Origin of the sequence: Streptomyces sp. NBC_01707, assembly GCF_041438805.1 — a bacterium.
Lineage (GTDB): Bacteria > Actinomycetota > Actinomycetes > Streptomycetales > Streptomycetaceae > Streptomyces.
The window spans coordinates 3,796,854-3,809,890 of sequence record NZ_CP109190.1 but is presented as its reverse complement, the minus strand read 5'-3'; the positions used below and the strand labels follow the sequence as shown (position 1 = coordinate 3,809,890).

The following is a 13,037-nucleotide window of genomic DNA, read 5'->3' as shown; positions in this document are numbered from 1 at the left end:
GTCATTCCCCCGGACGCACGGTCTTCGCTTGTGAATTTCGTGGGTGATCCCGTTTGCCGCTCAGCAGCGTAAAGCCAGCAGGCTGCTCCCGGCTACGCAGGGTGTAACGGCACGGGAACGGGTTGGCCGCAAGCAGGCGGCGGTGTGTCTGTCTTGTGGCGCTTGGCCCCCGGGCGTCCGGGGGCCACGGATGCCCGGCGGGGATCCTCAGCCGTCCCGAAGTGCGAGATGAACCACGTCGGGCACACCACGGGCAACGCGCACCTCTTCCGTCCTTACTCCAATGAATCCGGCATTCTTCAGGGCCTGTTCGAAGGCGGCGGACGGCTGCGCGGACCATACTGCGAGCACCCCGTCCGGGTTGAGCCGTTCGCGGCAGTCCGCCAGACCGGAAGCGGAGTAGAGACTTCCATTGTCCTCGGTGACGGTCCAGTCCGGTCCGTTGTCGATGTCCAGGCACAATGCGTCGTAACGGTCCGTAGTCGTACGCAGATATGTGACGAGGTCCGTCGCCAGGATCGCCGTCCGCGGATCGGCGAGTGCCGCGGCGGAGATCCGGGCCAGTGGCCCGTCCAGGTGCCAGTCGATGATCGCCTGCTCGCGCTCGACCACCGCGATCCGCCCCCAGCGCGGCTCGGCAGCGGCATGCGCCAGCGAGAAGCCGACCCCGAGCCCTCCGACGAGTACTGCGGGATCCGTCCGCCCGGCGGGCAGCGCGGCGAGTGCGGCATCGATCAGCAGCCGTTCGGAGCGCCCGTCCGCGGTGTCCATCAGAAAGCACCCGTTGGCGATGATCTCGAAGTCGTCCCCGCGCTCCCGCAGGACGACCTCCCCGTACGGTCCCTCGCGGCGGTCGAGTGTGACGGAGCTGTGAGCGGTGTGGCGGTCGGCGGTCGGCATGTCCTCGGTCTCCGGTAGGCGGCGGTGGATCCCCACCATCCTCGTCGGACGGCGCGGGCGGAGCCGGAATCGGTGCATCCGGGTGGGGCGCGAGGAACAGAAGGGCAGGTGGCCCGCCCGCCGCTGTCGCACCGGCGCGTGGACGCCGGCGGTTCGGTCAGGGGTGAGCTGCCTTCGGGCCGTGCACCGCGACGCACTCGGCAGTCGGCTTCGGTCCGGCGCGCGGGCCGGCGGCAGCTCCCGGTCGGAGCCGCCGGGAATGGCTGTGCCCCGCGGAATGCTGCCGTACAGGCAGGCGCTGCGCAGTTGCGCGGTGTCGAACGCATCGGTCATCCGGGAGTGCCACGGGGTCGCACGCTGCCGGTACGGGCTCAGTGAGCCTTCACGTCTGATGGTCCCGTCCTCGGTCGGGGCCCCTGTCGTCCACGCGCGTGTCACCCGTGTGGGGCCCTGCCGGCCCTCCGCGCCAGGCGGCGGCGAGGGGGTTTTCGCAGGTGGCGGCGAGGCGGAAGAGAGATCGCTGAGAGCGAACACGGCCCCGGGAACATTAAGGCGCTCAGGAGCATTGAGCCTGCATAGCTCAACTTGAATGCCGAAGGGGAGATCATGGCTACTGAGCCCAACGCGGTCACTCCGCTGACCTTGCCCGTGCTGCCGCTCGACGACGAGGTCGTGCTGCCCGGAATGGTGGTGCCTCTCGACCTGTCCGACACCGATGTGCGGGCCGCCGTGGAGGCCGCGCAGGCAGCCGTCCGGCCGGGTGGCGGCAAGCCCGAGGTGCTGCTCGTGCCGCGGATCGACGGGACGTACACCGGCACGGGTGTGCTCGGTACCGTCGAGCAGGTCGGCCGGCTCTCCGACGGCGACCCCGGTGCGCTCATCCGCGGCCGTGACCGGGTGAGGATCGGCGCCGGGACCACCGGGCCCGGAGCCGCGCTCTGGGTGGAGGGGACACGTGTGGACGTGTCAGTCCCCGAGCCGCTTCCCGGTGTCGCCGCCGAGCTGGTCAAGGAGTACAAGGCCCTGGCCACCAGCTGGCTGAAGAAGCGCGGCGCCTGGCAGGTCGTGGACCGGGTCCAGCAGATCGACGACATCTCCGCGCTCGCCGACAATTCCGGATACTCGCCCTTCCTCACGACCACCCAGAAGGTGCAGCTCCTGGAGACCGCCGACGCGGTCGCCCGGCTGAAGCTCGCCATCCAGTGGCTCGGCGAACACCTCGCCGAACAGGACGTCGCCGAGTCCATCGCGAAGGATGTCCAGGAGGGTGTCGACAAGCAGCAGCGCGAGTTCCTGCTGCGGCGCCAGCTCGAAGCCGTACGCAAGGAGCTGTCCGAGCTCAACGGCGATCCGGAGGACGAGTCCGACGACTACCGGGCGCGCGTCGAGGCCGCCGATCTTCCCGAGCACGTCCGTGAGGCCGCACTCAAGGAGGTCGACAAACTGGAGCGCTCGTCCGACCAGAGCCCCGAGGGTTCCTGGATCCGGACCTGGCTGGACACCGTCCTCGAACTGCCGTGGAACGAGCGCACCGAGGACGCGTACGACATCCGCGCCGCCAAGGAGATCCTCGACGCCGAGCACGCGGGCCTGGAGGACGTGAAGGAGCGGATCACCGAGTACCTCGCCGTGCGCAAGCGCCGCGCCGACCGTGGTCTCGGGGTCGTCGGCGGGCGCCGCGGTGGTGCGGTGCTGGCCCTCGTCGGGCCTCCCGGCGTCGGCAAGACGTCCCTCGGCGAGAGCGTCGCGCACGCCATGGGACGCAAGTTCGTCCGTGTCGCGCTCGGCGGTGTGCGGGACGAGGCGGAGATCCGCGGCCATCGGCGTACCTACGTCGGTGCGCTCCCCGGACGCATCGTCCGCGCCGTCAAGGAGGCCGGTTCCATGAACCCGGTCGTCCTGCTCGACGAGATCGACAAGGTGGGCTCCGACTTCCGCGGCGACCCGGCCGCGGCGCTCCTCGAAGTGCTGGACCCGGCGCAGAACCACACCTTCCGCGACCACTACCTGGAGGTCGAGCTCGACCTCAGCGACGTGGTCTTCCTGGCCACCGCCAACGTCCTGGACGCCATCCCGGAGGCCCTGCTCGACCGCATGGAGCTGGTCAGGCTCGACGGCTACACCGAGGACGAGAAGGTCGTCATCGCCCGGGACCACCTGCTGCCGCGCCAGCTGGAGCGGGCCGGTCTGGAGAAGGACGAGGTGACCCTCGAGGAGTCGGCGCTGCGCAAGCTGGCCGGCGAGTACACCCGCGAGGCGGGCGTCCGCAACCTGGAGCGGGCCGTGGCCCGGCTGCTCCGCAAGGTCGCGGCCCAGCACGAGCTGGGCGACCGGGAGCTCCCGTTCAGCGTCGCCGACGAGGACCTGCGAGGTCTCATCGGACGGCCGCACCACGTTCCCGAGTCCGCCCAGGACCCGGCGGAGCGCCGCACCGCGGTGCCGGGCGTGGCGACCGGGCTCGCGGTGACCGGCGCCGGCGGTGACGTGCTGTTCGTGGAGGCGTCGCTGGCCGATCCGGAGACGGGTGCCGCCGGACTGACCCTGACCGGCCAGCTCGGCGACGTCATGAAGGAGTCCGCGCAGATCGCGCTCAGCTTCCTGCGGTCGCACGGCGCCGAACTGGAACTGCCCGTCGCCGATCTCAAGGACCGGGGAGCGCACATCCACTTCCCGGCGGGCGCGGTCCCCAAGGACGGCCCCAGCGCAGGAATCACGATGACGACGGCACTCGCCTCGCTGCTCTCCGGGCGGCTGGTCCGTACGGATGTGGCGATGACCGGCGAGGTGTCGCTGACCGGACGGGTGCTGCCGATCGGCGGTCTGAAGCAGAAGCTGCTGGCCGCTCACCGTGCCGGGATCACCACCGTGGTGATCCCGAAGCGGAACGAGGCCGATCTGGACGACGTGCCGGCCGAGGTCCTCGACAAGCTGGAGGTCCACCCGGTGACGGATGTCCGTCAGGTGCTGGAGATCGCCCTCGCCCCGGCTTCGGCCAGGGTGGAGGAGAGGATCCCGGCCGCGGCGTGAGCGCCATGGCGTGACGGGCGTGGCATGACGTGCGCGGCCGGTCGGACGGCCCGTACCCCCGAGAGGGCGGTGCGGGCCGTTCCGCATCTCCCCGGGTGCCGGCGGTCTCCAGCCGGCCGGTGGCGGGGCCGTGCTCAGGGGCGGTGGACGGTGCCCGGCGCCGGCTCGGACGGGGCCTCGGCGGGGGGACCGTCACGAAGGTGCAGCCACGCTTCTTCTGTGCGTCGACGCATGCCCGGCGCCGCGGGCGCGGGGCCCTTGTGGATGTGCCCGGTCGGGACGGGCTGCCGGGCCCTGCCGGTGCGGTGGACGCGACCGGGCCCCGGTGACGGGGTGCGTCACCGGGGCCCGGTGGGGCGCTGCGGGGCGGAACTCAGCCGTTGGCGAGTGCCTGTACGCGGTCGAGGGCGCCGTTGAAGTGGTTGTGGTCGCCGACGTACGGGCCGGACGACGTGTACTGCCAGATGGTGTAGTAGCCCCATCCGGCCGGGAGTTCACCGACGGTGGTGTTGTAGCGGGCCACCCAGAGCGGGTTGGTGGCGGCGAAGCCCGCGTTGTTGCCGGTGCAGGCCTGCCACCAGCTGGTCGCGGTGTAGATGACGGCGTCGCGGCCGGTGCGTGACTTGTACGTGTTCACGAAGTCGCGGATCCAGGAGACCATGGCGGCCGCGGTCTTGCCGTAGCACTGGTCGCCGTACGGGTTCCACTCGATGTCGAGGACGCCCGGCAGCGTCCTGCCGTCCCGCGACCAGCCGCCCCCGTGGTCCACGAAGTAGTTGGCCTGGGTGGCACCGCTCGTGGTGTCCGGGGTGGCGAAGTGGTACGCGCCGCGGATCATGCCGACGTTGTACGAGCCGTTGTACTGCTGCGCGAAGTACGGGTTCGTGTAGTACGTGCCTTCGGTGGCCTTGGTGTAGGCCCACCGGACACCGCTGTTCCAGAGCGTCGCCCAGTCGACGTTGCCCTGGTGACTGCTGACGTCCACGCCTTCGGTCTGCACGGCGCGCGTGTCACGCGGCAGGCCGCCCTGACCGTCATGGGCGATGACGCCCATGCCCATCGTGGCCGACCCGCGGGCGGGTGTGGTGGTGGCGGTGGGGGAGTCGGCCGCAGTGGCCGCACCGGGCAGGGTGAGCAGAAGCGAGAGTGCTGCGAGAAGGGTTCCCAACGCCGCGAAGCGTGTGCGGCGGGTCGTTCCGGATCCGGATCTGTGCACGGGCATTGCGTGCCTCCGAGGTCTCGGTGGGGGGATCTGCCGACCCAGGGGAGCGGCTCGACGCACCCCTGCGACATGCGATGGTGTGAACATGTCAGGAAGGACGCTACGCACGTAGACCCGTGCGGCGGAAGGGGGCCTGGGCGCTGCCGTTGGTCTACGCCTGCGAAATACTGGCGGAGCTGCGGCGATGACCGGCGGTGAAAGAAACTTTCAGCGGCAGGAAAGCTCATGAGGGGTGTTGACGTGCACGGGAGCGGAAGCGGTAGTGAACCCGGCGCGACCGGGGCAACTGGTGTGGACCACGAATTCCTGGCACTGGAGCGGGAGTTGGCGGTCTTCCTGCGCCGGGCGCGGTCGAGCTCCGGCGAAATGGCGCGCGAGGTCCACCCCGACCTGGAGTCCGCGGCGTACGGACTCCTCGTGCAACTGGAGTCGGCGGGCCGGCAGCGGGCCACCGATCTCGCGGCGTACTTCGGGGTCGGCAAGGCGACCATGAGCCGTCAACTGCGCGCCCTGGAGGACCTCGGACTGGTGGCGCGCGAACCCGATCCGGCCGACGGGCGGGCCTTCCTCGTCCATCTCACCGACGAGGGACTGGCGCGTTACCGCAGCGTCCGCGACGCCCGCCGTGAGCGGTACGTACGCAAGCTCGCCGACTGGGACCGGGCCGAGGTGGCGGAACTGGCCCGGCTGCTGCACCACTTGAACACCCGCGCCGAGGAGTGACTCGAGCCGGTCCCGACCTCGACCGGCCGGGCGGTCCCGGGTGCTCCCGGACCCCGCCCCAGGGAGATCGCCCACCGGAGGGTGCCCTTCAGCCTCCCGGACCGGCCCCGTACCCGGGCGACCTACAGCACCGCGTAGACCGCCGTGGCGTCGTCGTGCGTCTTGCTGCGCCGCAGATGTGCGCGCTCGGTGTCCGCGTCCTCCAGTGCCCTGACCCGGTCGATCAGCCCCTGTGTGCCCTCCTTGTGGAGCACCCCGAGGCAGGCCGCCCAGTCCCCTTCGCGGAACATCTCGGTCCAGCGGCTCGCCCCGTCCGTCAGCGCGGCCAGCGCCCGTACCTCGGCGCGCGGTGTCCGCCCGGTCACGGCACGGGCGGACACCGAGGGGTCGGCGGCGGCGGTGAAGAAGCCGCCTTCCTTGTTGCGTACCCGTGCGTCGGCGATCGCCTCGGTGGTCAGGGAGCCCGGAGGCAGCCGATCGAGCCGGTCGTCGAGCAGCGCGCGTACCGAGCTGTCCGTCGACTCGACCAGCAGCACCGAGTCGGAGAGCACCAGGTGTTCGATCTCGCGTTCGTCCCAACGCGCCATCACGACGGTCGCCTGAGGTGTACGCACGTGAGAAAGGTCACAGGAGGAGCAGTGCGCGTCGGCGGTGCGCCGGATGGACTCGGCGAGGACCTCCGTGAGGGGCAGATCCCGTCGCGAACCCGACAGTTCGACCAGGGAGCCGCCCAGTCGAGCGGTGAACCACGGGACGGAGTGCACACAACCGTCGTCCCCCTGCGGCGGAGTGACGCCGTCGAGCAGGACCAGCGTCCCGCCCTGGCCGGAGGCGGGAAGTGCGGTGGCCGCCCAGTCCTCGTTGGGGCGCTCGGGGCTACCGGGGACGGTGGTGAGTTCGATACGCATACGGCAAGTCTGCACGACGCCTTCACCGACCCTGCACGAGTGCGGTGTTGGACCGTACGGGCAGGTCAGCAGCCCCTCTTGAGCGGAAGGAACCGCTCCGAGCGGCGTGCGGGCGGGCATCCTGCCAAAGGCTGAGCGGAAGTTCCAGCCCACGGTCCACGTGTGCACGACGACGCGCGTGGGGAGACTTGTTCGTCAACTCTGGAGTGATGTTCACTCGTTCAGGTGGCGGAGCGGTCGATGCGCACCCCCCTCTCAAAAGCACTGGAATGGTCAGAAGCCGTACCAGGCGGTCGGGGTGCCGTTCCATATGACCGAGCGTCACCTCTGCTTCAAGGGTGGACGAGTCAAGATTGCGAGCACCGGTGCAGAAGAAGCGGCCTCGGAGCAAGGGCAGCAAGCGAAGCGGTTCCGGGGCGACACCTCTGCCGCCGGCCGAAGGTGAGCCCACCCGGCGCACCGTACGCGTACGCAGTCGGCTGGTCGCCGGCGTCGCGGTCGTCGGAATCACCGTCATCGCCGCGGGCGCGCCCGCGGCGCTCGGTGCCTCCTCCGAACTGAACGAGTCCCAGCGGTTGGTCACGCTCGCCGAGCTGAATCAGCAGGCGGTGGCGCTCGCGCACGCTCTCGCGGACGAGCGCGACGAGGTCACCGCCTACATCGCGAGCGGCCGGGACGAGAAGTCCGGCCCGAAGAGCGACGGACCCAGCAGCCGCAGCGCGCGCGTCGACCAGCAGGTCGACGAGATCCGCGACACGGCTCCCGCCGCGCTGCGCCGCGACCTCTCCACGATCCCCTCGCTACGGCGTACCGCGCTCACCGGCAAGGGCTCGGCGCTCGCGGCCCACCAGGCGTACTCCGAGGTCATCGCCAAGCTGCAGGACGTCGCCGACGAACTGGCCGAGAAGACTCCGCCGCGCGCGTCCGAGGCCACTCGTGCGCCCCTCGCCCTAGGCCAGGCGGCCGAGCAGGCCTCCGCCACCCGCGGGCTGTTGACCGCCGCGCTGTCGGTGCCCCGCGAAGTGCCCACCACCCCGCAGATCGACCCGTTCACCGGGCTGCCCGTGCAGTCCCAGGACGAGGGCCCGAGCGAGGACGACCGCAACCGTGACGAGCTGAGCGCCGCGGCCCAGCAGGCCAGGGTCCGGGAACTCGCCGCGCTCGCGGACTTCGACCAGGCCGCGGGCTCCACCGCCCGCGAGAAGCTCTCCTCCACCGTCACCGGACCCGAGGTCAACAGCGCGGAGAAGTACCTCGCCGCGCTCACGGACCGCCCCGAGCTGTCGGACTCCGACCAGCAGGTCAACCGGCAGAAGGTCGAGGCGGCACTCTCCGCCCGCATCGACCGGATGCGCAGCGTCGAGTCCGCACTCGGCACCGCCCGCATCCAGCGACTGGAGCAGCTGCGTGACGACGACGTCACCGCGCTCGAACTGCACATCGCGCTGCTCGGTGGCTGTCTGCTGATCGCAGTCGGCGTCTCCACCGCCGTGGCCCGCACGCTCACCCAGCCGCTCGCCGTCCTGCGGATCGGTGCCGCCCGCCTCGCCGCGGAGCCCGGCACCGCCGAGCCGGTCCGCTACACCGGCCGCAACGACGAGTTCGCCCAGGTCGTACGGAACCTCAACGCTCTGCACGGCAAGCTGCAGGGACTGCTCCACGAGTTCAACGGCCGGTTCGCGAACCTGGAGAAGGAGCGCGGCGAGCTCGTCGCCGGTCACGAGGCCCTGTCCGTCCAGCGCGCCGAACTCCAGGTCCGCACCGCCGACCTGGCCGCCCAGCTGGAGCGGCTGAAGAACACGGTCCACCACACATTCGTCAACCTCTCGCTCCGCACCCTCGGCCTCGTCGAACGCCAGCTCGGTGTCATCGAGAGCCTGGAGGAGCGCGAGCAGGACCCGGAGCGGCTCGCCACCCTCTTCAAGCTCGACCACATGGCGACGGTCATGCGCCGCCACAGCGAGAACATGCTGGTTCTCGCGGGCGCCGAGCACGGTCACGGGCACTCCGGCCCGATCCCGCTGGTCGACGTCCTGAGGGCGGCCGTCAGTGAGATCGAGCGGTACGAGCGGGTCACCATCCAGTCGCTGCCGCCGCACGCCCAGATCGCCGGCTTCGCCGCCGACGACCTCAGCCACCTGGTCGCCGAACTCCTCGAGAACGCGACCTCCTTCTCGCCGCCCGACTCCCATGTCCAGCTCTCCGGCTGGCTGCTGGAGTCCGGCGAGGTGATGCTCTCCATTCAGGACGAGGGCATCGGGATGTCGTCCGTACGGATGGGCGAGCTCAATGCCCGGCTGGCGGACCCGGCGTCGTTCGAGGCGAGTCGGCAGAGCGCGGACGGAGCGGGCCTCGGCCTTCAGGTGACGTCGCTGCTGGCGGGTCGCCACGGGGTCCGGGTCCAGCTGCGCGAACAGAAGGGCAGCGGCGTGACGGCGGTCGTCGTGCTGCCGCAGGCACTGCTGCCGAAGGCGCCGCCGACCGCCACCCCGCCGCCGGTGCGGGTGCCGGGGGATGCGCCCGCGCTGAACCTGCCGGGCTCGGTGGCCGAGGCCAACTCCAACTCCCTGCCGGGCCGGACGCTCGCGCTGTCCGGTGATCCGCTGATCGCCGCGGCCGAGCAGTCGATCCGCGACGCGGGAGCGGAGACCGGCGCCGAGCCGGTGCCCGCGCCTGAGCCGGTTGCGGCCGAGCCGGTTGCAACCGAGCCGGTGCCCGCACCTGAGCCGGTCGTGAACGAGCCGTTCGCACCTGAGCCGTTCGCCGCCGAGACCGAGGCCGAGACCACGATGCAGGTCCGGCTCCCGGAGTTCCGGGACGCCCCGCCCGCCCCTACGGCCCCGGTGGCCTCCGACCCGTACACCATCGGCCCCGACCGTCACGAGCGCACCGCGGACGAGGGCCAGGATCCCTTCGTCGCTCCCGCCCCGGTCGTCACCACCGTCGCGGAGGCCTTTCCCGGCCCCCGGCAGCCGGAACCACAGCAGCAACCGCAGAGCGAACGCATCACCGACAAGGGGCTGCCCAAGCGCACCCCCAAGGTCGTGAAGCCCACCTCCGCCCCTGCCGCCGAGCGCAAGGGCAGCCTGGACAAGGAAGCGCTGCGCCGTCGCCTCGGCGGCTTCCATCAGGGCGCGAAGGACGGCCGCCGCGATGTCGAGGCGGAGATCGCCGAAGGCGTCGGCAGTGCCGTCGGCGCCGGCCCTGCCCTCGGCGTCGACCGGAGCGAACGCACCGCACAGAGCGACCACACCGAGCTGGCAGACCGTTCCGGCGGTCGAACCGATGACACGGGGGACACAGTCGAGGAGGCACGCAGTTGACTGCGCCCAGCACATTCGGGCTGAGTACCGAGGCCCGGAACCTTCACTGGTTGCTGAGCAATCTCGTCGAGGAGGTGCCAGGGGTCCACTCGGTCACGGTCGTCTCGTCCGACGGACTGATGCTTCTCTCCTCCGACCCCGGCCACCACGCAGCCAGAGCGACGGGCCGGCAGGACGGCCCCAGGGGCTCCAGCGCCGACCTCGCGACCATCGTCTCCGGCATCGGATCCCTCACCATCGGTGCCGCGAAGCTGATGGACAGCGGTGGCGTCAAGCAGACCATGGTCGCCATGGACGAGGGCAGCGTCTTCGTCATGTCGATCAGCGACGGATCCCTGCTCGGCGTACATGCCACCCCCGACTGCGACATGAGCGTCATCGCGTACCACATGGCGCTCTTCGTCGGCCGTGCCGGACATGTACTCACCCCCGAACTCCGCAGTGAACTGCGCAAATCGATGGAGAGCGCCCAGTGATGCCCGCTGCTGAACCCGCCCGCAGGCTCCCCGTCCGCGGTTCCGACCGACGGCCTGCCAGGGTCCGCCCGTACTCGCTCACCGGCGGCCGCACCCGCTTCGGCCACGTCCTCCTCGTCGAGACGTTCGTGGCCGCGCTCGAAGCGCCCGATGAGCGCCGCGAGCTCACCAACGGCAGTCTCACCACGCGCGTGATGCCGGAGCTCCAGGCCATTGTCGAAATCTGCCGCCGCATGCGTACGGTCGCGGAGATCTCGGCCCTGTTGAAGATGCCGCTCGGCGTGGTCCGAGTGCTGCTCAGCGACTTGGCCGACCAGGGAAAGATCCGTGTGTACGGGACCGGTCACGGCACCGGCCAGCCCGACCGCGCACTGCTCGAAAGGGTGCTGAATGGACTCCGCCGTCTCTGACTCGCTGCTGTCCGCCCCCCGTCAGCCGGGACCGGAGGACCAGACCGAAGAGTCACTGCAGGCATGGCAGCTGGACCACACCAGGGCCCCCATAGCCACGAAGATCGTGGTCGCGGGCGGGTTCGGGGTCGGCAAGACGACCTTCGTGGGGTCGGTCTCCGAGATCACCCCGCTGCAGACCGAAGCGCTGATGACCCAGGCCAGCGAGGAGACCGACGATCTCACCGCGACGCCCGACAAGGTCACCACGACCGTCGCGATGGACTTCGGCCGTCTCACCCTCGACGACGACCTCGTGCTGTACGTGTTCGGTACACCCGGACAGCAGCGCTTCTGGTTCATGTGGGACGACCTGGTGCGCGGCGCGATCGGAGCGGTCGTGCTCGCCGACACCCGGCGGCTGTCCGACTGCTTTCCCGCGCTCGACTACTTCGAGAGCTGCGGACTGCCGTACATCGTGGCCGTCAACCACTTCGAGGGAACACCCGGATTCGAGCCGGAGGACGTCAGGGAGGCCCTGACCATACCCCTGCACGTACCCGTTGTGATCATGGACGCGCGTAACAGGATCACGGTCGTCGAGTCGCTGCTGGCCCTTGTGGGCCACGCTCTTGACGCCACACCCGCGTAGACACACCACGCGCACGTACACGTACACGTAACGGAGAACCTCGATGCGGAAGATACTCATAGTCGGAGCCGGCCAGTCCGGTCTCCAGCTCGCCCTCGGACTGCAGTCCAGCGGGTACGAAGTCACCCTGATGTCCAACCGCACGGCCGACGAGATCCGGTCCGGCCGGGTCATGTCGACGCAGTGCATGTTCGACACCGCGTTGCAGCACGAGCGCGACCTCCAGCTCAACTTCTGGGAGTCCCAGGCCCCGCGCATCGAGGGCCTCGGCGTCTCGGTCGCCGCTCCCGACTCCTCGCGCGCCATCGACTGGGTCGGCAAGCTGGACGGCTTCGCCCAGTCCGTCGACCAGCGCGTGAAGATGGCCGGCTGGATGGAGACGTTCGCCCAGCGCGGCGGACAGCTCGTCATCCACGGTGCGGCCGTCTCCGACCTCGACTACTTCTCCCGCACCTACGACCTGGTGATGGTCTCCGCGGGCAAGGGTGAGCTGGTCTCCATGTTCGGCCGGGACGCGTCCCGTTCGCCGTTCGACGCCCCGCAGCGCGCACTGGCCGTCGCGTACGTCCACGGCATGGGCCCGCGCCCGGAGCACCCCGAGTTCGACGCGGTCCGCTGCAACCTGGTCCCGGGCGTCGGCGAGCTCTTCGTGATGCCGACCCTGACCACGTCCGGCCGGGCCGACATCCTGTTCTGGGAGGGCGTCCCGGGTGGTCCGCTGGACGTGTTCCAGGGCATCAAGGACCCCTCCGAGCACCTCGCCAAGACGCTGGAGCTCATGGAGCAGTTCACGCCGTGGGAGTACGCCCGTGCCACCAAGGTCGAACTGACGGACGCCAACGGCACCCTGGCGGGCCGTTATGCCCCGACCGTCCGCAAGCCGATCGGCCGCCTGCCCGGCGGCGGTCTGGTGCTCGGCGTGGCGGACGTGGTCGTCGCCAACGACCCGATCACCGGTCAGGGCTCCAACTCGGCCTCCAAGTGCGCCGACGCGTACCTCCGGTCGATCATCGAGCACGGCGACCGTCCGTTCGACGCGGACTGGATGCAGTCCACCTTCGACCGCTACTGGGACACCGCGCAGCACGTCGTGAAGTGGACGAACGCCATGCTCGGCGTACCGCCGGAGCACGTGCTGAACCTGATCGGCGCCGCCGGCCAGCTCCAGCCGGTGGCCGACCGCTTCGCCAACGGGTTCGACAACCCTGCGGACTTCGACAATTTCTTCTTCGACCCGGAGAAGACGAACGCGTACCTGGCTCAGGTCTCCGGCGCCGCATCGGCCGCCTGACCAGCGAAGCAGCGGGTGGCGTCGGTCGACGTCGGTGGCTGTGGGCCGTCCTCGGACGGCCCACAGACGCCCCGAAGGGACCACTCGGCCGTCGAGCGGCACCGGGTGCACCCATGGTCGGCGTCA

Annotated in this window: 10 protein-coding genes; 7 read left to right on the top strand and 3 right to left on the bottom strand. The window is 70.4% G+C overall.

Features of this window, described 5'->3' with window-relative positions; all coding sequences use genetic code 11:
• Positions 1-207 precede the first annotated feature (207 nt).
• Positions 208-900 (bottom strand): hypothetical protein, encoded by a 693-nt coding sequence (locus tag OG963_RS17015; protein ID WP_093773357.1) that lies wholly within the window; start codon positions 898-900, stop codon positions 208-210.
• A 606-nt stretch (positions 901-1,506) separates the two neighbouring features.
• On the opposite strand from OG963_RS17015, the gene lon reads away from it, so the two are divergent.
• Positions 1,507-3,927, top strand: a complete 2,421-nt coding sequence (gene lon, locus OG963_RS17010) for an endopeptidase La (RefSeq protein WP_030915793.1) — start codon at positions 1,507-1,509, stop codon at positions 3,925-3,927.
• A 373-nt stretch (positions 3,928-4,300) separates the two neighbouring features.
• Here lon and OG963_RS17005 read toward each other — a convergent pair whose 3' ends face one another.
• The gene (locus OG963_RS17005; RefSeq protein WP_093772578.1) at positions 4,301-5,149 is read right to left on the bottom strand and encodes a lysozyme; all 849 of its coding nucleotides are present in this window, start codon (positions 5,147-5,149) and stop codon (positions 4,301-4,303) included.
• Between the two features lie 225 nt (positions 5,150-5,374).
• On the opposite strand from OG963_RS17005, the gene OG963_RS17000 reads away from it, so the two are divergent.
• On the top strand, positions 5,375-5,872 hold the full coding sequence (locus OG963_RS17000) for a MarR family winged helix-turn-helix transcriptional regulator (RefSeq protein WP_371126319.1): 498 nt from the start codon (positions 5,375-5,377) through the stop codon (positions 5,870-5,872).
• A 122-nt stretch (positions 5,873-5,994) separates the two neighbouring features.
• Here the strand turns inward: OG963_RS17000 and OG963_RS16995 are convergent, their stop codons facing one another.
• Positions 5,995-6,780 (bottom strand): hypothetical protein, encoded by a 786-nt coding sequence (locus tag OG963_RS16995; RefSeq protein ID WP_371799211.1) that lies wholly within the window; start codon positions 6,778-6,780, stop codon positions 5,995-5,997.
• 365 nt (positions 6,781-7,145) lie between these two features.
• Between OG963_RS16995 and OG963_RS16990 the strand changes: the two genes are divergently transcribed.
• From OG963_RS16990 to OG963_RS16970, 5 genes are read left to right on the top strand one after another with little or no spacing between them, the layout of a single operon-like run.
• Positions 7,146-10,103, top strand: coding sequence for a nitrate- and nitrite sensing domain-containing protein (locus OG963_RS16990; protein ID WP_371800301.1), 2,958 nt, complete (start codon positions 7,146-7,148; stop codon positions 10,101-10,103).
• Positions 10,100-10,579, top strand: a complete 480-nt coding sequence (locus OG963_RS16985; RefSeq protein WP_030915812.1) for a roadblock/LC7 domain-containing protein — start codon at positions 10,100-10,102, stop codon at positions 10,577-10,579. The genes OG963_RS16990 and OG963_RS16985 overlap by 4 nt, the downstream gene beginning before the upstream one ends.
• Positions 10,579-10,989 carry a DUF742 domain-containing protein gene (locus tag OG963_RS16980; protein WP_030915815.1) on the top strand — a complete coding sequence of 137 codons (411 nt, stop codon included), beginning with the start codon at positions 10,579-10,581 and terminating at the stop codon, positions 10,987-10,989. The genes OG963_RS16985 and OG963_RS16980 overlap by 1 nt, the downstream gene beginning before the upstream one ends.
• Complete coding sequence (locus OG963_RS16975; RefSeq protein WP_030915818.1) at positions 10,970-11,620, top strand: ATP/GTP-binding protein; 651 nt, start codon at positions 10,970-10,972, stop codon at positions 11,618-11,620. Before OG963_RS16980 ends, OG963_RS16975 begins: the two co-directional genes overlap by 20 nt.
• Before the next feature lie 43 nt (positions 11,621-11,663).
• Positions 11,664-12,911, top strand: coding sequence for a styrene monooxygenase/indole monooxygenase family protein (locus OG963_RS16970; RefSeq protein ID WP_030915821.1), 1,248 nt, complete (start codon positions 11,664-11,666; stop codon positions 12,909-12,911).
• The last annotated feature ends 126 nt before the right edge of the window (positions 12,912-13,037 follow it).